At 54.2% G+C, this 22,474-nt stretch carries 19 protein-coding genes; 9 read left to right on the top strand and 10 right to left on the bottom strand.

Going from position 1 to position 22,474, the window contains the following annotated elements:
• Positions 1-126: 126 nt before the first annotated feature.
• On the top strand, positions 127-1,548 hold the full coding sequence (locus tag KQJ19_RS10400) for an L-fucose/L-arabinose isomerase family protein (RefSeq protein ID WP_049282360.1): 1,422 nt from the start codon (positions 127-129) through the stop codon (positions 1,546-1,548).
• A gap of 201 nt (positions 1,549-1,749) precedes the next feature.
• Complete coding sequence (gene rhaT / locus KQJ19_RS10395) at positions 1,750-2,784, top strand: L-rhamnose/proton symporter RhaT (RefSeq protein ID WP_016157897.1); 1,035 nt, start codon at positions 1,750-1,752, stop codon at positions 2,782-2,784.
• A 119-nt stretch (positions 2,785-2,903) separates the two neighbouring features.
• Here the strand turns inward: rhaT and KQJ19_RS10390 are convergent, their stop codons facing one another.
• From KQJ19_RS10390 to rhaS, 8 genes are all read right to left on the bottom strand, one after another.
• The gene (locus KQJ19_RS10390; RefSeq protein ID WP_216403629.1) at positions 2,904-4,082 is read right to left on the bottom strand and encodes an MFS transporter; all 1,179 of its coding nucleotides are present in this window, start codon (positions 4,080-4,082) and stop codon (positions 2,904-2,906) included.
• 3 nt (positions 4,083-4,085) lie between these two features.
• Positions 4,086-6,575 (bottom strand): phosphoenolpyruvate--protein phosphotransferase, encoded by a 2,490-nt coding sequence (gene ptsP, locus KQJ19_RS10385; RefSeq protein WP_216403628.1) that lies wholly within the window; start codon positions 6,573-6,575, stop codon positions 4,086-4,088.
• A 4-nt stretch (positions 6,576-6,579) separates the two neighbouring features.
• Positions 6,580-9,171: a glycoside hydrolase family 38 C-terminal domain-containing protein gene (locus tag KQJ19_RS10380; RefSeq protein ID WP_216403627.1), complete on the bottom strand. Its 2,592-nt coding sequence runs from the start codon at positions 9,169-9,171 to the stop codon at positions 6,580-6,582.
• A gap of 87 nt (positions 9,172-9,258) precedes the next feature.
• Complete coding sequence (locus KQJ19_RS10375; protein ID WP_047415600.1) at positions 9,259-10,374, bottom strand: PTS fructose transporter subunit IIC; 1,116 nt, start codon at positions 10,372-10,374, stop codon at positions 9,259-9,261.
• Complete coding sequence (locus KQJ19_RS10370) at positions 10,367-10,681, bottom strand: PTS fructose transporter subunit IIB (RefSeq protein ID WP_016157892.1); 315 nt, start codon at positions 10,679-10,681, stop codon at positions 10,367-10,369. Before KQJ19_RS10370 ends, KQJ19_RS10375 begins: the two co-directional genes overlap by 8 nt.
• On the bottom strand, positions 10,611-11,072 hold the full coding sequence (locus KQJ19_RS10365; RefSeq protein WP_131341564.1) for a hypothetical protein: 462 nt from the start codon (positions 11,070-11,072) through the stop codon (positions 10,611-10,613). Before KQJ19_RS10365 ends, KQJ19_RS10370 begins: the two co-directional genes overlap by 71 nt.
• A gap of 222 nt (positions 11,073-11,294) precedes the next feature.
• Positions 11,295-12,143 (bottom strand): HTH-type transcriptional activator RhaR, encoded by an 849-nt coding sequence (gene rhaR, locus KQJ19_RS10360; protein WP_049040553.1) that lies wholly within the window; start codon positions 12,141-12,143, stop codon positions 11,295-11,297.
• A gap of 105 nt (positions 12,144-12,248) precedes the next feature.
• Positions 12,249-13,097: an HTH-type transcriptional activator RhaS gene (rhaS, locus tag KQJ19_RS10355; RefSeq protein WP_016157890.1), complete on the bottom strand. Its 849-nt coding sequence runs from the start codon at positions 13,095-13,097 to the stop codon at positions 12,249-12,251.
• Positions 13,098-13,397: 300 nt separating this feature from the next.
• Between rhaS and rhaB the strand changes: the two genes are divergently transcribed.
• The 5 genes from rhaB to rhaM all read left to right on the top strand — a co-directional run bounded on the left by rhaB (position 13,398) and on the right by rhaM (position 18,680).
• The gene (rhaB, locus tag KQJ19_RS10350) at positions 13,398-14,867 is read left to right on the top strand and encodes a rhamnulokinase (protein ID WP_216403626.1); all 1,470 of its coding nucleotides are present in this window, start codon (positions 13,398-13,400) and stop codon (positions 14,865-14,867) included.
• Positions 14,864-16,123, top strand: coding sequence for an L-rhamnose isomerase (gene rhaA / locus KQJ19_RS10345; RefSeq protein WP_216403625.1), 1,260 nt, complete (start codon positions 14,864-14,866; stop codon positions 16,121-16,123). Before rhaB ends, rhaA begins: the two co-directional genes overlap by 4 nt.
• Positions 16,124-16,266: 143 nt before the next feature.
• Complete coding sequence (rhaD, locus tag KQJ19_RS10340) at positions 16,267-17,094, top strand: rhamnulose-1-phosphate aldolase (protein WP_016155197.1); 828 nt, start codon at positions 16,267-16,269, stop codon at positions 17,092-17,094.
• 126 nt (positions 17,095-17,220) lie between these two features.
• Positions 17,221-18,369 (top strand): lactaldehyde reductase, encoded by a 1,149-nt coding sequence (fucO, locus tag KQJ19_RS10335; RefSeq protein WP_016155196.1) that lies wholly within the window; start codon positions 17,221-17,223, stop codon positions 18,367-18,369.
• A complete protein-coding gene (rhaM, locus tag KQJ19_RS10330) occupies positions 18,366-18,680 on the top strand; it encodes an L-rhamnose mutarotase (RefSeq protein WP_103767188.1) in 315 nt (104 codons plus the stop codon). Before fucO ends, rhaM begins: the two co-directional genes overlap by 4 nt.
• Positions 18,681-18,971: 291 nt before the next feature.
• Here rhaM and KQJ19_RS10325 read toward each other — a convergent pair whose 3' ends face one another.
• Complete coding sequence (locus KQJ19_RS10325; protein ID WP_216403624.1) at positions 18,972-20,369, bottom strand: carbohydrate porin; 1,398 nt, start codon at positions 20,367-20,369, stop codon at positions 18,972-18,974.
• A 336-nt stretch (positions 20,370-20,705) separates the two neighbouring features.
• A complete protein-coding gene (locus tag KQJ19_RS10320; RefSeq protein ID WP_049282352.1) occupies positions 20,706-21,254 on the bottom strand; it encodes an XRE family transcriptional regulator in 549 nt (182 codons plus the stop codon).
• A gap of 101 nt (positions 21,255-21,355) precedes the next feature.
• Between KQJ19_RS10320 and KQJ19_RS10315 the strand changes: the two genes are divergently transcribed.
• Both KQJ19_RS10315 and KQJ19_RS10310 read left to right on the top strand, forming a co-directional pair.
• The gene (locus KQJ19_RS10315; RefSeq protein ID WP_016155191.1) at positions 21,356-22,015 is read left to right on the top strand and encodes an AzlC family ABC transporter permease; all 660 of its coding nucleotides are present in this window, start codon (positions 21,356-21,358) and stop codon (positions 22,013-22,015) included.
• Entirely contained in the window at positions 22,015-22,338 is a 324-nt protein-coding gene (locus tag KQJ19_RS10310; RefSeq protein WP_016157884.1) for an AzlD domain-containing protein, read from the top strand. The genes KQJ19_RS10315 and KQJ19_RS10310 overlap by 1 nt, the downstream gene beginning before the upstream one ends.
• Positions 22,339-22,474: the final 136 nt, after the last annotated feature.

The raw sequence follows: 22,474 nt of genomic DNA, 5'->3' as shown, positions 1-22,474 counted from the left end.
GTGTGAGCATCACTGGGAAAATCAGGCTGATCTTGCCAATCTGAGTAGAAAATAGGCAGCGACATGAAGGACATGGGAGATAAAGCACGACATAGTCTGAAAATTATCTCACAAGGAAATATTGCTATGTCTGTCAACATCGCCCTTTTTGGTATCGGCCTCGACACATACTGGCCCCAGTTTACAGGCCTGGAGTCACGTCTTCAGGGCTATCTGCAATCAATTGATGAGCGCCTGACGGCGCAACAAGCCAGCGTGATTAATGGCGGCCTGATTGATAACGTCGATAAAGCCGATGCCCTTATCAGACGGTTGCAGCAACAGCCGATCGATGCTGTCTGTCTTTACATCAGCACCTATGCGCTCAGCTCAACGGTGCTACCGCTTGTGCAGAGTATCAATAAACCGGTCATTATTCTGGCCCTGCAGCCAGAGCCAGGGCTGCCTTATTCAACAATCCGTCAAATTCCCGATCGGGGAGGCCGTACTGGAGAGTGGCTGGCGCACTGTCAGGCCTGCAGCGCCCCCGAACTGGCAAACGTGTTTAACCGTGCGAATATCCGCTTTCAGTTGATTGTTGGCGCATTACAGGGCGATGAGTATGTCTGGCAACAAACGGCGCAGTGGCTACAGGCACTTAACGCTCGTCAAATGCTGGCAAATTGTCAGGTCGGCGTCCTCGGGCACTATTATGACGGCATGGTAGACGTTTACAGCAATATGACGAACTTGTCCGCCAAAATGGGCGTACGCTTTAAGCCACTGGAAATGTGTGAGTTGGCGGAATATCGCGAGCAGGTCAGCGAGGCAGACCTCAACGCCAAACGACAGGAAATGCACCGTGTACTTCAGTTGGATGCGGCATGCGAACCTGCAGAGCTCAACCGCGCACTCACCACTGCCTGCGCCATGGATAAACTAATTGCCCAGAATAAACTCGGTGCACTAGCCTATTACTATGAAGGCCGTAACGGCAACGCTTACGAGAACATCATCACCTCAATCATTCTCGGCAACACGCTGCTTACCCACCGTGGTATTCCCGTAGCGGGAGAATATGAAATCAAAAATGTGCTGGCGATGAAAATTCAGCAACTTCTGGGGGCTGGCGGTTCATTCTCAGAACCATATGGCATTGAATTTAATGATGATGCTGTTTTGTGGGGACATGACGGTCCGGCACACCCGCTGATGGCGGATGGTCCGGTGAGTCTGGTGCCGCTGCCGGTTTATCATGGTAAACCCGGTAAAGGTGTATCTATCCAGATGACCGTAAAATCAGGTCCGGTGACCTTTCTTTCGGTAATTGAAGATGCCGAAAACGGGGTGCGTTTACAGTATGCCGAAGGTGAAGCTGTGCCAGGTGAAGTCCTGGATATTGGCAACACCAATAGCCGCTATCGCTTCCCGTTATCAGCTCGCGAGTTCACCACACAATGGTGCATGGGCGGCCCAGCTCATCATTGCAGCATTGGCCTGGGGCACCATGGCGAGGCACTGGAAAAACTCGCCTGGCTACTGGGTATTCAGGCAGTAAGAATTTGCTAATCCTCTATATTTCCGCCCTTCTCAAAAAAGAGGGGCGGGGCCGCATTTGTGATCAATATCCCTTTCATCCCCTGAATTTTGCCAGCATTACTGATCACACGGCAGCATGCTGAAGGTTAATCTATTGCTCACTCTTTAGACTTTTGAACATCAAAACGGGTGTTTTCATCCTGCCAAATCGATAATTCAAAAGGAAACAGAATGGGTAACGCAATTACGATGGGGATAATATGGCATCTAATCGGTGCCGCTAGTGCCGCTTGTTTCTATGCCCCTTTTAAAAAGGTACAACACTGGTCTTGGGAAACCATGTGGTCTATAGGTGGTTTTGTTTCATGGCTGATCCTTCCCTGGCTCGTCAGCGCGATCCTTCTGCCGGACTTCTGGGCCTATTACAGTTCATTCAGTGCGTCCACCCTGCTGCCGGTATTTTTATTCGGTGCCATGTGGGGGATTGGTAATATCAACTATGGCCTGACTATGCGCTATCTCGGTATGTCGATGGGGATCGGGATCGCTATCGGCATTACGCTAATTGTTGGTACCTTAATGACGCCAATCATTGCCGGTAAATTTGACGTGCTCATTGGCACACCAGGCGGACGTATGACCCTGCTCGGCGTGCTGGTCGCCCTGATCGGGGTGGCGATTGTCACCCGCGCCGGACAGTTAAAAGAGCGCAAGATGGGCATCAAGGCCGAAGAGTTCAATCTGAAAAAAGGTCTGATACTGGCGGTGATGTGCGGCTTTTTCTCCGCGGGGATGTCCTTTGCCATGGATGCGGCTAAACCAATGCACGAAGCCGCTGCAACACTCGGTATCGATCCGCTGTATGTCGCCCTGCCAAGCTACGTAGTCATCATGGGCGGTGGTGCGGTGATCAATCTGGGATACTGCTTCATTCGTCTGGCAAAAATGAAAAACCTGTCAGTAAAGGCCGACTTCTCTTTAGCAAAACCGCTGATTATCAGCAATATCCTGTTTTCTGCGCTTGCTGGCCTGATGTGGTATCTCCAGTTCTTCTTTTACGCCTGGGGCCATGCCAAAATTCCAGCACAGTATGACTACATGAGCTGGATGCTGCACATGAGCTTCTACGTCCTGTGCGGCGGTATCGTGGGCCTGATCATGAAAGAGTGGAGCAATGCAGGGAGACGTCCGGTCAGCGTGCTAAGTCTTGGCTGCGTAGTGATCATTGTCGCGGCAAACATTGTTGGTCTGGGAATGGCCAGCTAACGACACAACCCCCGACGACGATGACGCCACTGCGCTGGCGTCATCCCAACTTTACGGTTAAATACCACCGAAAATCAGTTTCCGTTGAACTACCTTAAATTAACCAAATAATGATGGCGTTACTCACAAAATAACTCCTTTCGAGCGTATAGCTTAAATCCGTTCAGCAATAAAAACAGATACCCGATAACCGGCACCCAAAAGCTCAAACGCAGGCCAATAGCATCAATAACCATCCCCTGGATAAAGGGCAGCACCCCGCCGCCAATGCCCGCCATAATCAAGCAAGCAGAAATAGATGCCGCATAGCGATCAAGGCCGGAGAGCGTGCGAGAGAAAATAATGGGATACATCACCGAGTTCATGAGTCCCGTCGCCAGCAGACAATAGCCGCCAAAACGGTTAGCGAAAACTATCGCGGCAACGGTTAGTAGTACCGCTTCCGAAGAACACAGGCAAAACAACAACTGAGGTCGGCAACAGTGAGCCAGCAAGCCATACAAAAACCGCCCCGCCAATGCACCGCCCCAGTACAACGCGATAAAGGAGGTCGCTTGTGCAAGCGAAAACCCGCCCAAAGATGGGTCGTGAAGATAGCTGAGAGCCGTAGTACCAATGCTGACTTCAACGCCAACGTAAACAAGAATGCCACTCACCCCAGTACGAAACTGCGCATAGCGCCTGAGCGCACGAATCGCAGAAAAAATATTCTCGTGCGCGTCACGAAAATCAGCAATTGAAAAACGGTATAACGCAACCAGCAGTATGCCTCCCACCAGCATCAAACCGAGATACACCCCTGGAACTGAAATGACAGAGCCAGCCAGAACAACCGCCAGGACGACAGGCGCCAGCGCCGCCCCGAGGGAGTTGATGGACGACGCCAGACTGAGGCGTCCAGCCGCACTTTGCGCCTCGCCAAGCCGATTAACATAAGGGTTTGCGACCACCTGCATCGCCGCAACCCCCATCGCCACAATGAAAATCCCCACCAGGCAACCGGCAAATGACGCCAGCCAGAGCGATACGGCAATCACCACCGAACCACTTGCGGCAAGTATCAACGCCAGTAAGAGTGCGCTGCGATACCCTAAACGCGCCATCCAGCCTGAACACGGTAAACAAATCACAAACGGTGCGAGATAAAACGCCACATTTACCAACATCGAGTCTCGCCATGAAAGCGAAAAAACTTGCCGGAAAAAGGGAATCGTGGCGCTATTAATTGCCGTCAGGACGCCCCAGTAAAAAAAGACAGCCGACAGCAGAATGAACGCCCGGCGAGGATTCTGTACCATGATTTATCCCGCCATTTCCTGTGCCAGATGCACGGCGACATCCTGCGGCGACATGCTGCCAAGCAACTGCTCACGGAACTCCACATGCATCAACTTACGCGCCAGACGGGAGAAGATTTTCATATGATCGCCCTTCTCCTGCTCACTCACCGTCAGCATGATAACCAGCGAGACATCCACCTCGTCGCTCCACGCCAGTGGCTCACTCAAACGCATCACCGACACGCTACTGTGCGCGACCGCCGCCGATTTGCAGTGCGGAAGCGCAATCGCAAATCCTAATGCGGTAGAGAAAATCGCCTCACGCTGCCAAATAGCCTCTTCAACGGCTGAGCCGGAAAAGACCCGCTGTTCGACCTCCAGATTATCGGTGAGCACCTTAATCGCCTCCGCTTTACGGGTAATCGCCCGATCGAGCAGGATCAGGGCGGGATCAAACACGGGTTTTGCTTGCGCCGCCACCTGTTGTGAAAGTAGTAGCGCCACGTCCTGACCACTTTCACAAGCTAATGCCCGTTCCAGCGTCTGCTCGCTGTGCGCGAGGGTTAAGGTCATTAAGCGCGCCTTGGCTGGCGCAATACGGCTTGAGGACATGCTGATCTGTCGTAAACCAACGCCCAACAGTAGCGCCAGCGCCGACGGGTCGCCGCCCATCTCGCCGCACAGGCTGATCTCAATACCGGCCCGCTGCGCGCGTGCCGTCATCTCCTTCAGTAACTGTAAAAACGCGGGGTCAAAATAATTGTAGAGATGTCGAACCTGCGCGTTGCCCCGGTCGCAGGCCAGGAAGTATTGCGTCAGGTCGTTGCTGCCAATCGAAACAAAGTCGATATACGCAGCGGCTTTCTCCAGCAGATAAAGCACTGATGGCACTTCCGCCATAATACCCAGCGACCACTGCCCAACCGCCGCCCCCTCGGCCAGCAGTTGCGCCGCTGTTTGCTGGAACTGTTCACGCAGCCACTTCACCTCAGCAAGCGTAGTCACCATCGGCGCCATAATGTGCAACGGTCCGGCGGCGCTGGCACGCAGTAGCGCACGTATCTGAGGACGGAAAATCGACATAAATTCGGGATACAGGCGGATGCCGCGCCAGCCAAGAAACGGGTTTTCCTCCGGCGGCATCGCCAGATAGTCACAGGGTTTATCGCCACCAATATCCAGCGTACGGATCACCACTTTACGCCCCCGCGCCTGTTCCAGCACATGACGATAGGCCTGGTACTGCTCCTCCTCGTCAGGCGGCGCGGCTCGTTCGCAGAACAGCATTTCAGTGCGGAACAGACCAATCCCCTCCGCCCCGGCGGCAAATGCCGCTTCCACTTCCGCAGCCAGCGCGATATTCGCCAGCACCGTCACCCGTTCGCCCTCTTGCGTCGCCCCAGGGCGTTGAATAAGCGGCTGTAAACGCGCCTCAAGGCGCTGACGTTTGTCCTCTTCCAGTTGATACCACCGCAGAGCCTGCTCATCCGGTGACACCACCACCACCCCGTGGCGAGCGTCGAGCAGCAGCGCTTCACCACCGCGAATACGCCCCGCTTCCGCCGCCTCTACGCTCAGCAGCGGAACCCCAAACGATCGCGCCAGAATGACGGTATGTGATGTTTCCCCGCCCGCGCCCATCACCACACCTTTCAGATGCGGGCCGCGCAGCGCCAGAAACTGGCCTGGCGTTATGGGAACCGGACTGATAACGATGGTATCTTGCGACAATGCCGTTTGCGGCATCAGCGGCTGCGCGGTGAGATGCGCCGCCAGACGCAGGCCCAAATCCTGTAAATCCAGCACCCGCTGTTGTAGGTAGAAGCTGCGACTTTCGCGCAGCGGCGCGCTCAGTTCATCCAGCGCCAGCGCCAATGCTGCCAGCGCATTGCGCGCTGTACGGTCGGTAAGTAGCGAGGTTTCGAAGAGCGCATCGTCCAGCAGTTTGACATGAGCCTGTAGCACCGCTGCGGCTTCTCCCTGTGCATGCGGTAATGCGTCGTGCAGCTCGCGGCGTACTTGCTCAAGTGCCGCTGTCAGCGCGGCTCGCTGTACAGCCGGTGCCGCCACCGCCTCTTGTTCTGCCAATTGATACAGATCCGGCACGCCCAGATGCATTGCCACCCCTTGCGCCAGCCCAGCGCTCACGCCGTTACCGCGTACCCACTCCGCGCGGGTCTGCGCCAGAAAAACCGGCAGAGGTTGCTCCACCCGTTCCGGCGTCTGGGCAACGGGTTCATCACACGCGGCAAACTCTTGCCTCACAAACTGAGTCAGCGCCTGATGCGCGGCAGATTCATCCTCGCCCTCAATCACCAGTTCACACGGGTCCTGATACAAAATATCGGTCCCAATCATCGCCAACACGCTACGGGCATCGGCCTGACGCTGGTTACGCAGATTGCCTATTTGAACGCGAGCCTGAAATGCGCTGACGCGCTGCTCTAACGCACTGGCGGGGCGGGCATGTAGACCATTTGGCAACGGGCAGGTAAAACGAATGTTTAACACAATATTATCCTCTGGCTGCAGGCGTAATACGCCATGAGATCGGCGTGCAGGCCGGTATCGTTTCATGCGATGAGTTCAGCGATTTTTCCGCCAGCGTAACTTCGCGCACTGTCGCATCAGCAACCGGCGTTGAGCTGATCTGCGGCTGCGAGCCGGGGTTCCAGCCGCGTAAAATCAGCGCATCTTCACGTTGCGCTTTTTTCAAGGTGCTGAAATGGAGTGGTGTCTCCCAGTGCAGCAGGCTGTAGGCTGTCGGGAATGTCAGCGCGTGTGGATTAGTTTTAAAACGCGCCCAGCCGGAATCCAGCCAGCCAACTGGCGGTGTGCGCCAGGCTTCGACTTCACGCCAGAAGTTCGGGCTTTCACCATCGCACAACGGGATGAGCGCGAAGCGGGCGCTAAATTCGCCTGGGATCTGTGAGTCTGGGGAAGGCAACGCCATACCGGATGCGCGTCCCGGACGCCACGGCATACCGGCACGTCCCAGCCAACCCACGCTACGTAGTAGCGTAATGGCGATAACCGATGGGCGTTCTGCGGGAATTTCATATTCTCGCAGCCCATCCGTCACCACACTGATGCCCTGCTTGCCATCATGCATCATTACCAGACTTTGCATTGGCCACAGCGATGCCGGGGCTTCACCCCAATTTTCCTGCTGCCAGACATCCAGCGTGGCCGGTCGGTTGGCGCGACGAATGAGACCAAACGGTTGATCGGCAAAATGGACATCGGTAAAGACATCAGCAGGAATTTCCACCTGTAAACGATGATCGTGCAAGGTGTTGTTGACGCTAACCTGGAGGTCCAGCGTCGGGCGCTGGTGATCCAGCATGACCACCATGCTGACATCCAGTCGTGCATTACAACGGTGCTCCTGCCTGTCGGCCAGCGTGTGCGGTGCTGCGATAGACCAGCTTAGCGACAACGTGTCCACCAGCGCGCCGCGCTGCCAGTCGGCGTGAAGCAGCGCCCCTGCGCCGGTAACGCGCCAGTCATCCTCTGGTGGAGAATAGTTATAGGTGTCACCGGCATCGCCGCCGTCCACCAGTTGAATAAGGTTCTCCCAGCGCTTACCGCTGCGCTTATCGACCAGAACGACCTGTTCACCTTCCAGCGTCAGGCGTAACCACGGGTTCTCCAGCGCCTCTTCTGTCGAGGACGGCACAGCAAATCCGGGGGCGCACTCATCTTGCAGATACAGGGTGGTATAGCCGCAGGCGGGGAGCGATGCGACCTCCAGTAAAATATCGCACCGCCGATAGAAGACCGGATCGGGGCTATTGGACAGTTCCTGAACAATGACGGACATATCTTGCGATGTCTCACGCATAATCTGCCAGCGGCAGGGTTGTCCCTGCTCGTCAACAATGCGGAACGCCTCACCGGGTAGGTAGAGCGTCAGCGCCACCAGGCCATCGCGCACCGACGGCAGCGCGTTAAAGACGATGATTTTTTTACCCTGTTGCTGCGCCGTAATGCCGTTTGCCAACATCTGCATATTCAGCTCGTACAGGCGCTCGGCTTTTTCCTGACCCGAGAGCAAACGCGCCTTAACCATTGCATTCACGCGATCGGCGTTACACCCACCGATACTATCGTGAGCGTGGGATTTCATCGCCTCGCGCCATATTGTCTCAACGGCTCGCTGCGGATAGGGCAACCCCAGCGTCCAGGCCACACTCAGCAACGGTTCTAGCTGACGGCTGACGAAGTTCTCCAGCCGGACGTTGGCCTGTTTAATATCCATGCGGGTAGAAAAAATACCGCGATGGATACGCATATATTTCGGGCTTAGCAGTTCGCCCTCAAAGATCGCCAGCGGCGTATCCGCCAGTGCGGCAAAGTAACGGCTAAAGTCGCTGCGAATAAAGCGGTACGCCGTTTGTTCCTGATTCAGCGTGTCGAGCATTGCCGGAACGCCGTACTCAAACGGTGACTGATCGTTACCGTTCGGCAGTAGTAGCTGCGTACTGCGGCTAAATGCCGCCTGCTTTTCCATAACCGCAGAGAGGCGCGGCCAGGCCTGGTTGGCATCCGTCGGCAACCACTTAGCGCACCCATAACCCTGCGGTAATACCGCCGTCGTCACCACGCTGCCCCCCTGGCTTCGCCAGCGGAACTCGGTAAACGGCGTGTCGTACTCGCTCCAGCCGCGCCAGATAATCGCGTGGTCGATGGCAAACTGATTAAGGAACATGGGCAACTGTGCGCTCTGGCCAAAGGAGTCCGGCACATAACCGACCGCCATTCTCGGCCCTATCTCGTCACAGTCAGCCTGCCCCAGCAGCAGATTGCGGGTGATGGACTCAGCGCCAACCACCAAAAAATCGGTCTGTGTATACCAGGGACCGATTAACAAACGTCCGGCTTTCACCAGCGCCTGCACGCGTTCGCGGTTTTCTGGTGCCAGTTGGAAATAATCTTCCAGCACCACCGTTTGGCCATCAAGCATAAATGGACCTAATGATTCATCCGCTTCAAGATGTTGGATAAGATCTGCCATAAAATAATAAAGCAGAGCCTGGGAATCATTCTCCGTAAAATACCATTCACGATCCCAGTGCGTATGCTGAATTAAATGAACCGTTTTCATTTCGTTTATTCCTGTTTTAAGGCGTAGGTAACCCGCACGGATATTTACCCGCGCTAAACATAGGGAAATATTAATTCAGTAGTACGTCTAACGGCTGGCTTTAAATTTCGGCGCCACCGTCTCTTTTCTCACCTCAGGCGTGGCTGTCGGGCCACGGAATATCAACAGTGAGCCGCAGGCGATAATCGCCGAGCCGCAGACAATCGAGAGCACATAAATCGGCCATTTTTCTACCGCCAGCCAGCCGTAAAAACCGGAGATCGGCGCATGGTTTACCGCCCCTAATCCTACCGCCATCGCCGCCCCCACCGCCGAGCCAATCACGTTGACGACAATAATTCTTGGGTTTGACAGCGCAAACGGAATGGCGCCTTCAGAAACACCAATCAGCCCCATCAACGTAGAGGCTTTACCCGCCTCACGCAGGGATTCCGGGAAGCGTGACGACCACAGCAGCGTAGCGACACCCAGACCAATTGGCGGCACGATAATCGCCACCTGCGCGGCGGTGTTTGGGTCATAAATACCGGAGGCCAGTAACGCCATTGCCGTCGTCACCGCCGCCTTGTTAATCGGGCCGCCGAGATCAAACCCAACCATGCCGCCAATGACCGCCGCCAGCAGCACTTTGTTCGTGCCGGACATGGATAACAGCCAGCTTTCCATGCCGTGATTCAACGCCGCCAGCGGCGTACCGATAATAAATGCCATCACCACGCAGGTCAGCAGCGTACCGCCGACTGGCAGAATGAAAATAGGCACAGCAGAGGAGAGCGCCTTCGGCAATTTGATGTAGCGGTTCAGGGCGCGAACGATATAGCCCGCGACAAAACCGGCCGCCAGCGCGCCGAGAAAACCCGTTCCCAGGTTACTCGCCAGCAGTCCGCCAATCATCCCCGGCGCAAGACCCGGTTTGTTCGCCAGCGCAAAGCTGATATAGCCGGCCACCACCGGCAACATCAGGGACAGCGCCAGCCCGCCGAAACCATCAAATTTGTGCAGCAACTGCACCACCATGCCGGCCTGCTCGTAGCTGGCATCCCAGATGTTATCAATACCGTAGAGAGAAGCGCCGATACGGGCGATCCCCATTAGCACCGCTCCAGCAATGACAAACGGCAGCATCCATGAAACGCCGGTCATAATGGCGTTCTTGACCTCTATCCCGGTAGACGGTTTGTCTCCCCCCTGAAACTTAGCCATTTGCAACCTCCTGCTCTACTGCTTCAAACACCGCATCGCCAAATTTGATGGGATCAGAGACGCTGCATTCGAGCTTCACCATGCCATCGAAACGCTCTTTCCCGCTAATCGCAACGTCGGCAGCAATGATGACCGCGTCAGCGCGCGCCAGATCCTCTGGCGTAATTTCATTCTCAGCGCCAATGCTCCCCTGCGTTTCCACTTTAACTTCATGCCCACGGTTTTTCCCCGTGATTTCAAGCGATTCCGCAGCCATGTAGGTATGAGCAACGCCGGTCGGACAAGCTGCAACACAAACAATGTACATAATGATTCCTCGTAGATTCAGGCAATAAAAAAAGCACAATGGCGAAAGTGCGCATTGTGCTTTGTGTAGGACTAACAAATTGATAAACCTGGCTTTCACCGTCAGCGCCGCTGGCATGGCGGCAAACTAACAGTTGGTGCAGGCTGGAGTTACGGAAACTGAAGGCCAGCTCGTCACGTTTGCGACGGCACAGCAGCGCCTGCGGGAAATGCAGGCCAAAACGGGCAGGACGATGACAGCGTTGACGTACGCTCGCGCCGATAGCTTCGCTGGCGCAGTCCCACAGGCTGGACCATTCGCGCGCCATTTGCGTATCCATACACTCCTGCTCGGCGATATCATTTTCAGCCAGATCGTTAACGGAATTAAACCAGCAAAAATAATCAAGCATACGTTTAATTTTGCGATCGCAAGATAGCAAAATTAAAAGCAGACTTTTGATGATTATAGAGTTGGTCAACACAAACGTTACTCCGATAAATAAGTTTGCTGAGAATAAAACAAAAATAAAAGAGCAACTGTGATTTATTGCACAGAGCATTCACTCATTATGTCTGATTTAGTCCGAATATGTATCAAAACGCCACTGCAATATATAAACCAGATTTATATATTATGGTGTCACCCGACTACGATGGCGCCATTGCCCTGGCGTCATCCCGACTTCGCGGTTAAATACCACCGAAAAATAGTTACTGTCTTCAAAACCGCACTGCATAGCAACTTCACCAATCAGCTTTTCAGTATGCGATAACAGATACTGAGCATGGCAAATGCGCAGTTGCCGCAGGTAATGGTTGATAGTCATCCCGGTCTGGCTGCGGAACTGCTGGCGCAAAACGCGTTCGCTGCACCGTTCACGCTCGCAAAACGTATCCAGTTCGAACGCATGCTCATGGCTACCGGCTAACGCGGTGATCAGTTTATCCAGCAGCGTTTCACTTGACGTCGCCGGGAGCGTATCCGTGGCATAACGATGACGTTTAAGGTGAGTTACCAGTTGACCAAACAGCAGCTCAGCCATGGTAAAGGCCTGCGCATCGCGCTGATTACTTTCATGCTCAAGCTGGCTTATCACCTGTCTGGCCTGGGTCATGCCAACGCTGCCAAGTCGCCAGTGCGGCTGCCTTGGCGTACCGTCAAATCCGGGGATCGCCCCTTGCCAGTCAACATTCAGCGTTAACCGCTCCGGGCAGTAGATGATATTTTGCAACACAAGGTCGTTAACGGAGGTATAGGAGTGTTTATCTTCGGCGCGAATGTAAAACAGATCGCCACGGGTTATCCGGTACGGACGATCGTTAAGGACATGCAGACCATTGCCGCGCCAGACCAGAACCAGCTCGCAAAACTCGTGGGTATGCTCAGCAAAGACATCCTGCGGATAACGATCGGCCACGGCGACAGCCTGCTGCTCATGCGCAAAAAAGTCTGATTTCAAAAGAACCAGATGATTCGCCATCACATCACCTCAACCTGTACGCTTGCCGGATAAGCGCAGCGCATCCGGCATGAAAGGGTATGATTATCAGCAAACGGACGGTAAAAAACGTTGATAGCTTTCGCGTTACTGAAGGCTGCTTCCCGCTATAAGGTCACGCCCCTGACGAATATCGCGTGGCGACCACTCGAACTCACGGCGAAAAAGCGTCGAAAAGTGGTTACTGTCACCGAAACCGCAGAGATAAGCGATATCAGTCACGCTGTCATCACTGTGGCGGAGCAGATGTCGGGCTTTAATCAGTCGCAGACGGTTAAGGTAGCGCTGCGGCGTCAATCCTGTTTGCTGTTTAAGCTGGCGATGCAGAGTGCGTAAAGAGAGCGAAAACTTCTCGGCCAGCGCCTCCCAACACACCTCTTCGGCAAAGTTATCCTCCAGCCATGCCATCAAAAGGTTAAGCCGTGCATCGTTATCGGTCGCCGCTTCCATCAGGCTGCTTTTACGTAGCAGTACCAGCAACTGCATAAACAAGATCTCGCGATTTGCCGCCGTGGGCGTATCCATCTCCTCGCCGAGCGTCTCCATCTGCCCCACCAGGTGACGAACCTGCTGCAGTACGCCCTGGTTTACGCGCCAGTGGGAGGGATACTGCCCATTTTGTTCCTGAGGCAAAAGCTGATTCAGCCCGGCCAGAAATTGAAACGCATCCGGAGAGCGATACAACACATTGGTCAGACACAGATTGTCAGTATGTTCATATAAATGCCTGTCATGATCGCGGACGAAACACACCGTACCGCCGCTGATGGTGTAAGGCTGTCCGTTGAACACATGGATCCCCGTTCCATGTTCGACCACCACAATTTCATGAAAATCATGATGATGTTCAGGAAACGCGGGCTGAGGAAGCCGCGGTTCAATAGCCACAGGTGCTTTACCTGTCGGAAAAAAATCCACGCAATGCAGTACGGTCATGACGGCTCCCCCTGATTAACGAATATGGCTGAATAGTAATTAAGGGTTCCTACCCTCACCTTAATTTTTTGACGCCAAAGTGCGTAAACACGGTTAATTCTTCAAGAAATGGCGGGAAAGATCGGGAAATGCGGAAGGCGTCACATCCGCCAAAATCCGCGCTATTAGTGGAAACTGTGAACAACATCACGTTCACCTTTGCCATGTTGCCAGCCGCTAATTGGGGCTGTCACTGTCAAGAAGGTACGCTTTATTCGGGGTTCTTAGACTGAGTGCAATAAAACTCAGAAGGACCTCGCCATGACTTTTCGCCATTGTGTCGCTGTCGATCTCGGCGCATCCAGTGGGCGCGTAATGCTCGCACGTTACGACAGTAAACACCGCACCCTGACGCTGCGTGAAATCCACCGCTTCGTTAACTGTCTGCAAAAAACGGACGGTTTTGACACCTGGGACATCGACAGCCTGGAAAACGACATTCGCCTTGGCCTGAAAAAAGTCTGTGATGAAGGCATTCGGATAGACAGCATTGGCATTGATACCTGGGGCGTGGATTACGTATTGATCGATAACGCCGGCCAACGTGTTGGTCTGCCGGTCTCTTACCGTGACAGCCGCACGACCGGCATTATGTCACAGGCGATGGCGCAGCCAGGTAAAGGTGAAATCTACCGCCGTAGCGGCATTCAGTTTCTGCCGTTTAACACCTTGTATCAGCTACGTGCGCTGGTTGAACAGCAGCCAGAACTGCTTGCGCAGGTGGTACATGCCCTGCTGATCCCCGACTACTTCAGCTTTCGCCTGACCGGCAAATTGAACTGGGAATACACCAACGCCACCACCACCCAGTTAGTCAATATCAACACCGACGACTGGGATGACACGCTGCTGGCGTGGACCGGGGCAGACAAAGCCTGGTTTGGTCGCCCGACGCATCCGGGGAACGTCATTGGTCACTGGATTTGCCCGCAGAAAAACCAAATTCCGGTTGTGGCCGTCGCCAGTCACGACACCGCCAGCGCGGTCATCGCTTCACCGCTGGCCGATAAAAATAGTGCGTATCTCTCTTCCGGTACCTGGTCGCTGATGGGCTTTGAGAGCAGAACGCCGTATACCAACGATGCGGCGCTGGCAGCGAACATCACCAACGAAGGGGGCGCGGAAGGGCGCTACCGCGTACTGAAAAACATCATGGGACTGTGGCTGCTCCAGCGCGTTTTAAAAGAGCGCCAGATTACCGACCTGCCAACGCTTATTGCCCAAACGCAAGCGCTGCCGGCCTGCCAATTCCTGATAAACCCGAACGACGATCGCTTTATCAACCCCGACGATATGAGCGCGGAAATTCAGGCGGCCTGTCGTGAATCGGGTCAACCCGTTCCCCAGCAAAACGCTGAACTGGCGCGCTGTATCTTCGACAGCCTGGCATTGCTATACGCTGACATTCTGCAAGAGCTGGCACAGCTGCGTGGTGCAGCATTTAGCCAACTGCACATCGTTGGCGGCGGCTGCCAGAACGCCCTACTGAACCAGCTGTGCGCGGATGCCTGCGGTATTCGCGTGATGTCCGGGCCGATTGAGGCCTCCACGCTCGGCAATATTGGCATCCAGTTGATGACGCTGGACGAGCTTAACAACGTTGATGATTTCCGTCAGGTGGTGCGTGCCAACTACGACCTGACCACCTTCATTCCAAATCCTGAAAGTGAAATTGCCCGCTACCAGGCGCAGTTTCCATCACTACGACAGACAAAGGAGCTTTGCGCATGACCACTCAACTTGAACAAGCCTGGGAACTGGCAAAACTACGTTTCGCCGCGGTAGGCATTGATGTCGAGGCGGCCTTACGCCAGCTCGATCGTCTGCCGGTCTCCATGCACTGCTGGCAGGGCGATGATGTCGCCGGTTTCGAGAATCCGGAAGGCTCGCTCACAGGCGGTATTCAGGCTACCGGCAACTATCCGGGCAAAGCGCGTAACGCCACCGAACTGCGCGCCGATCTGGAGCAGGCACTGAGCCTGATCCCGGGTCCAAAGCGTCTGAATTTGCACGCGATCTATCTGGAGTCCGATACGCCGGTTGCACGCGACCAAATCAAACCTGAACACTTTAAAAACTGGGTTGAGTGGGCGAAAGCAAACCAGTTAGGGCTGGATTTCAACCCATCCTGCTTCTCTCACCCGCTGAGCGCCGGCGGCTTCACGCTGGCCCACGCCGATGACACCATTCGCCAGTTTTGGATTGACCACTGCAAAGCCAGCCGTCGCGTCTCAGCGTATTTTGGCGAGCAGTTGGGTACGCCGTCAGTGATGAATATCTGGATCCCGGATGGCATGAAAGACATTACCGTTGACCGGTTAGCGCCGCGCCAACGTCTGCTTGAAGCACTGGATGAAGTGATCAGCGAAAAACTCGACCCGGCGCACCATATCGACGCCGTCGAGAGCAAGCTGTTTGGCATCGGCGCCGAAAGCTACACCGTGGGCTCCAACGAGTTCTATATGGGTTACGCCACCAGCCGTCAGACTGCGCTGTGCCTGGATGCGGGTCACTTCCATCCGACTGAAGTGATTTCCGACAAAATCTCCGCCGCCATGCTGTACGTACCGCGTCTGCTGCTGCACGTCAGCCGTCCGGTGCGCTGGGACAGCGATCACGTGGTGCTGCTGGATGACGAAACGCAGGCGATTGCCAGCGAGATCGTCCGCCACAACCTGTTTGACCGCGTACACATCGGCCTCGACTTCTTCGACGCCTCTATTAACCGCATCGCCGCGTGGGTTATCGGCACCCGCAATATGAAAAAAGCCCTGCTGCGCGCGCTGTTAGAACCGACCGAGCAACTACGTCAGCTTGAAGCCAGCGGCGACTACACCGCTCGTCTGGCCCTGCTGGAAGAGCAAAAATCGCTGCCGTGGCAGGCCGTCTGGGAGATGTATTGCCAGCGTCACGACACGCCAGCAGGAAGCCAGTGGCTGGACAGCGTGCGCACCTATGAGAAAGAGATTTTGAGCAAACGTAGCTAACCGTGACACCAGGCTTACAGGCCGGATAAGACGCCCCACGTCGCTATCCGGCAATGAATGAAAGACGATTGCCGGATGGATCTTCACTTATCCGGCCTACGTAAGACCCGATAACGATCGGGCAATCAACAGGATCACCGAATATGCAAAACATGACTAATTCCTGGTTCGTCCAGGGGATGATCAAAGCCACTTCCGACGCGTGGCTGAAAGGCTGGGACGAACGTAACGGCGGCAATCTGACGCTGCGTCTGGATGAGGCTGACATTGCGCCATTTAGCGCCGATTTCCACGAAAAACCGCGCTATATCGCGCTAAGTCAGCCAATGCCTTTGTTGGCTAACACACCGTTTATCGTCACCGGTTCCGGTAAATTTTTCCGTAACGTTCAGCTCGATCCCGCGGCAAATTTGGGCGTGGTGAAAGTAGACAGCGACGGCGCGGGCTACCACATCCTCTGGGGCCTGACCCACGAAGCGGTGCCAACCTCCGAGTTGCCGGCTCACTTCCTCTCCCATTGCGAGCGTATTAAAGCGACGAACGGCAAAGACCGCGTGATCATGCACTGCCATGCTACCAACCTGATCGCCCTGACCTACGTGCTGGAAAACAACACCCCGCTGATTACCCGCAAACTGTGGGAAGGCAGCACCGAGTGTCTGGTGGTGTTCCCGGATGGCGTCGGCATTCTGCCGTGGATGGTGCCGGGTACGGATGAAATCGGCCAGGCAACCGCCGAGGAAATGCAGAAACACTCGCTGGTACTGTGGCCGTTCCATGGCGTGTTCGGCAGCGGTCCCTCCCTCGACGAAGCATTTGGCTTGATAGATACCGCAGAAAAATCCGCCGAAGTTTTAGTCAAAATCTATTCGATGGGCGGTATGAAGCAGACCATCACGCGTGAAGAGCTGGTAGCACTGGCTAAACGCTTTGGCGTGACTCCGCTGGCAAGCGCCGTAGAGCTGTACTGATACCTGCCAACTCAACGCCGGATGCGGCTTCGCTTTATCCGGCCTACATGACGATGCACGTTTCACCGTCGGCCCGATAAGCGTAATGCCATCGGGCACCAGGGATTTTTTTTAAGGAGAATAGTGATGAGCTTTATGTTGGCACTGCCAAAAATTAGCCTGCATGGCGCCGGCGCGATTGCCGATATGGTGAATCTCGTGGCGAATAAACAATGGGGCAAAGCGCTGATCGTCACCGATGGTCAACTGGTGAAGCTGGGCCTGCTGGATAGCCTGTTTGCCGCACTGGATGAACATCAAATGTCTTACCACCTGTTTGATGAGGTGTTCCCGAATCCGACAGAAGAGCTGGTACAGAAAGGTTTTACGGCATATCAGGGGGCAGAATGTGACTATATTATCGCCTTCGGCGGCGGCAGCCCGATCGATACCGCCAAAGCGGTGAAGATCCTGACCGCCAACCCTGGCCCTTCTACCGCTTACTCCGGCGTGGGCAAAGTGAAAAATGCGGGCGTGCCGCTGGTTGCCATCAATACCACTGCTGGTACAGCAGCAGAGATGACCAGCAACGCGGTCATTATCGACTCAGCCCGCAAGGTCAAAGAGGTGATCATCGACCCGAACATCATCCCGGATATCGCCGTGGATGACGCCAGCGTGATGCTGGAAATCCCAGCCTCCGTTACCGCCGCAACCGGCATGGACGCCCTGACTCACGCGGTGGAAGCCTATGTTTCCGTTGGCGCGCATCCGCTCACCGACGCCAACGCCCTGGAAGCAATTCGCCTGATCAACCTGTGGCTACCGAAAGCGGTCGACGATGGTCATAACCTCGAGGCCCGTGAGCAAATGGCGTTTGGTCAGTATCTGGCGGGTATGGCATTCAACAGTGCTGGCCTGGGTCTGGTGCATGCGCTGGCTCACCAGCCAGGCGCGACCCACAACCTGCCGCACGGCGTCTGCAATGCCATCCTGCTGCCGATTATCGAAAACTTTAACCGCCCGAACGCCGTGGCGCGTTTTGCCCGAGTGGCGCAGGCGATGGGAGTGGACACCCGCGGGATGAGCGACGAAGCGGCAAGCATGGAGGCCATCACCGCGATTCGTGCCCTGAGCAAGCGTGTAGGTATTCCGGCTGGTTTTAGTTCCCTTGGCGTGACGAAAGAGGATATTGAAGGCTGGCTGGATAAAGCGTTGGCCGATCCATGTGCGCCGTGTAACCCGCGCACTGCCAGCCGCGATGAGGTCCGCGAGCTGTATCTGGAGGCGTTATGATCCGCAAGGCCTTTGTGATGCAGGTGAATGCCGACGCGCACGTTGAGTATCAACGTCGGCACAATCCCATCTGGCCAGAACTGGAAGCGGTGCTGAAAGAGCACGGTGCCCATCACTACGCGATTTATCTCGATCAGGAACGCAACCTGCTGTTCGCCACCGTCGAGATTGAGTCAGAAGAGCGCTGGAACGCCGTTGCCAACACCGATGTTTGCCAGCGTTGGTGGAAACATATGCGTGACGTTATGCCCGCCAATCCGGACAACAGCCCGGTCAGCGCTGAGCTAAAAGAAGTGTTTTATCTGCCTTAACCGCTCTGTTTCCTCCCCTGACGGGGGAGGAAACTTTTTCTCCCGTCAGCAGCATTGCGTTCGTTTTATCATCCACGCCATTTCCCCACGACCCGGCACCTGCTCAGGCGTGCCGATGCTGAAAGTCTCCGGCGTCACCAAACTGGAAGATGGGACGGCATTTAACTACTCGTGTAGCTACAACCGCGCCGACAAGTTCAAAATCAAAAATAACTGGGTGGGAAAATAAAAAGCCTGATGACCAGGCTCTAAGAAAAAAGCGCCTGAATCCAGGCGCCTGAGAACGGAAAATCAGAAGAAGTATTTGAAACGGAGACGCGCGCCGTAACGGTCGTCGTCGTCGGTATAATTCTCCGGATTGCTGTTATCGCTGTTAATCATCGAATAATAAGCGCCGAGATAAATATTAAAGTTCTGCATATCCATCACATTCGGAATTAAATAAGACGCGTGAATGGTATGAATATCGTAAGTGCCCTCATTGTAGAACCAGTCATTATCATCGTGATCGATCAGACCGTTAAATTCGTCGATCTTGTTATGAGCATAGATATAGCCCAGTTCAAAGCGCTTCCACAGAGCGTTGGCCGCCGCCGTAAAATCTTTTTCGTTATCCGCATCGAGATAAGCGGTGTTCAGGTTAAACACCAGGCCATTTTCCGGATCGGCTTTCAGACCGTTCCAGGTCATCGTCATACCGTAACCGGTACGATCGGACTGATCGACAAAGTTGCCCTGAGCATCGGTATATCCATAGGCGTTATTGATAACGTTCGATTCCATGGCCGCAGAAATCGTCAGCGCATCCACCGGCGTCCAGGCGACGACCGGGCGCAGATAAGCCACGTTTTTCTCCTGCTCCATTTCACGACCATGATAGCGGCTATCCTGATAAAGCGAGGTACCATCTTCCAGCAGGGTATTTAACTCGAAATACCAGTTATCGAGCTGTTTGCTCATCAGGAAGCTGCCGCCGGAATCAGAACGGCCACGACCTTCTTTCATCATGTAGATGTAGCCGCTACCGTCATCATACAAATCGTTGGCGGTATGCCCTGAATGCTCAACAAAGGTATCCTGATTCAGCGGGAACATATCGTAAGCTTCGAAACGACCGACTTTTACTTTCCAGTCATTTTCCTGACCGAAGAAGAAAGCGGCGTCATCAAGATTGACCGAACCCGTCATGTCAGCCAGCGGTTGCGCTGAGAAACCGGCGAAATAGCCGTTATCCAGCTTACGCATACCGTCAAAGCCCAGCAGGATGCGTCCGTTCAGATCCCAGCGTTCATTGGTTGGGTCGCCCACATTCGAATTGGTTGCCGCCAGCACGCCTTTGTTGCTTTCCGCATCCATGTTGAATTCCACGTCGCCGTAGATTTTCAGATCGCCATAGCCGGAGAGCACCAGGTTAGGGGCGGTGGCGTTCTTTTTGGTCTCTTGCGCGGGCGTAGTGCCGTTGACTGGCGTATTCCCCTGAGCAACTTTAATTTCCTGGATCTCCGCAGCCTGCTGTACCTGCAATTGCTGCACCTGATTTTCCGCTTTTGCCGCGCGGTTTTCCGCAGCTTCCAGCCGAGCCTCCAGTTGTTCGAGCCGCTGTTCCAGAGTCATTTTTTGCGTTTTAGCAAAGCCATTATTTGCCACTAATAATAGACCTATTGCTAAAGCTAACGTCGATTTCTTCATTATTTGCTTTCCTTGAAATAAAGATCGTCCAACGTCTTCCGACCGGAAGACGCGCAACATGCAAATCCAAAAAATATTTTTATAGGTAATACGATACCGATGACTGAAATAAATTCAGAACATTAAAACGTGGCACCAGTGCAGGCTAATATTTATTATCATACTGATTTTATTATGTGTAACGTAGATATAAGTAAGAATGTGAGGGATATAACAATAGTGCTGAAATTAACTAAAAATAATAAAAACAATTTTATATGAATAACAATAAAACATAATTAAAAATAATAAAGGCGCGAACGATAATCGCCGCACCTTTATTTAATAAGCGTTCAATTAACTCTGCTCAGAAACCAGAATCGCCTGAGTGTCAGGCTCCAGTGCTTTAAAGATATGCGCTTGATCGGCGGGGTAACAAATATAATCGCCCTCACCTAACTCTTCCGGCGCTTCCGTCAATCCCACCATCGCCTTACCCTGCGTTACGATAATATGTTCAATCGATCCCGGTGGATGCGGTTGTGAAATACGATCCGCGCCCGGCTGCGTCAGCAGCAGATAGATATCCCGCCGCGCACCCGGTGGGCAAGCGGCCAGTAAAATGGCCTGATAGTGGGCCTGCTCAGCCACGACTTTTGTCCCTTCGCCGCGGCGAATCACCTGCGTTTTTTGCTCCTGCGGTTCCAGCAGGCGCGCAAAGGGAATATCTAACGCCACACACAGCGACCAGAGCGTTTCCAGGCTAGGATTTCCATTGCCCGCTTCCAATTGCGAGAGTGTCGATTTTGCAATCCCCGCGCGACGGGCAATCTCCGCCAGCGACAAACCGGTGCGCTGACGTTCACGCACCAGACTTTTCGCGATCATACTGATGGGCTGGGTCATTCACGACTCCATGTTTTTTATATCGAACGAATTGTTCGACTTGTAAAGCCAATTAGTCACGTTCATTATAATGGAAACTCGTTCGATATGGCTAAAACGGTATGAAACATTATTTTTCCAGTCTCAAAGGCGACACGATAAAAGCAATATTTTTAGTCTGTCTGGCCGTCGGTGTAGTCGGCATGTCATACGGCTCGCTGGCGATGGCCTACGGCTTCCCGCTGTGGGTACCGTTTGTACTCTCTATTACAGTGCTGGCGGGCGCGTCCGAGTTTATGTTTATCGGCATTATCGCCAGCGGTGGTAATCCACTGGCGGCTGCGGCTGCGGGTTTACTGGTTAACGCCCGACACGTGCCGTTCGGCGTCACCGTGCGCGATCTGGTAGGCACCCGGGCTGCCAGTTTCCTCGGCTGTCATATTATGAACGACGAAAGCGTGGTCTTTGGCCTGTCGCAAAAAACGCCTGAGCAACGTAAAGCCGCCTACTGGCTGTGTGGTCTGGGCGTCGCAATTTTCTGGCCTGTTGGCACCCTGATCGGCGCAGGCGTCGGCAAACTGCTCCCTGCCCCGGAAACCATCGGTCTGGATGCCGTCTTCCCTGCCATTCTGCTGGCTCTGGTCGTCCCGGCATTCAAAAACCGCACTACGCTGATTCGTGCCTGTAGCGGCGCCACGTTGTCGCTTGCCGCCATTCCCTTTGCGCCGGTCGGTTTACCGGTTTTGCTCTCACTCTTTGGCTTACTGACGAGGAAAAAATAATGGGCAATATGACGCTGTTTATCGTCGGTATCGCCATGTTATCTGTGGGAACGTATTTAATGCGTTTAGGGGGAGCTAAGCTTGGAAGCCGTTTAGCGTTCTCAGAACGCTCGCAGGCGCTGCTTTCCGACGCCGCAACGGTATTACTGTTCTCCGTTGCGCTGGCGACCACCTTTTACGAAGGCGAACACTTTGCCGGGATGGCGCGCGTACTCGGCGTGGCTTTTGCGGTATTTCTCGCCTGGCGTAAGATGCCGCTGATCGTGGTGATCGTTGCCGCCGCAGTGGTAACCGCGCTGTTACGAATGGTGGGTATACACTAACTATATAATTACCCTGGCGAAATATTCATCAGGGTAATCACCTGTAGCGTTATGTGTTTTACCCCACAAAACCAGGCGCTAACTCTGCCTCAAATTGTCACTTCCCGCTGACATATTGCTGCTCATCTCTTCACCA

This window comes from Citrobacter sp. S46_ASV_140, assembly GCF_018919545.1.
GTDB lineage: Bacteria > Pseudomonadota > Gammaproteobacteria > Enterobacterales > Enterobacteriaceae > Citrobacter > Citrobacter braakii.
Note: the sequence above shows the minus strand (reverse complement) of the source record. Positions and strands in the feature narration are given on the sequence as shown.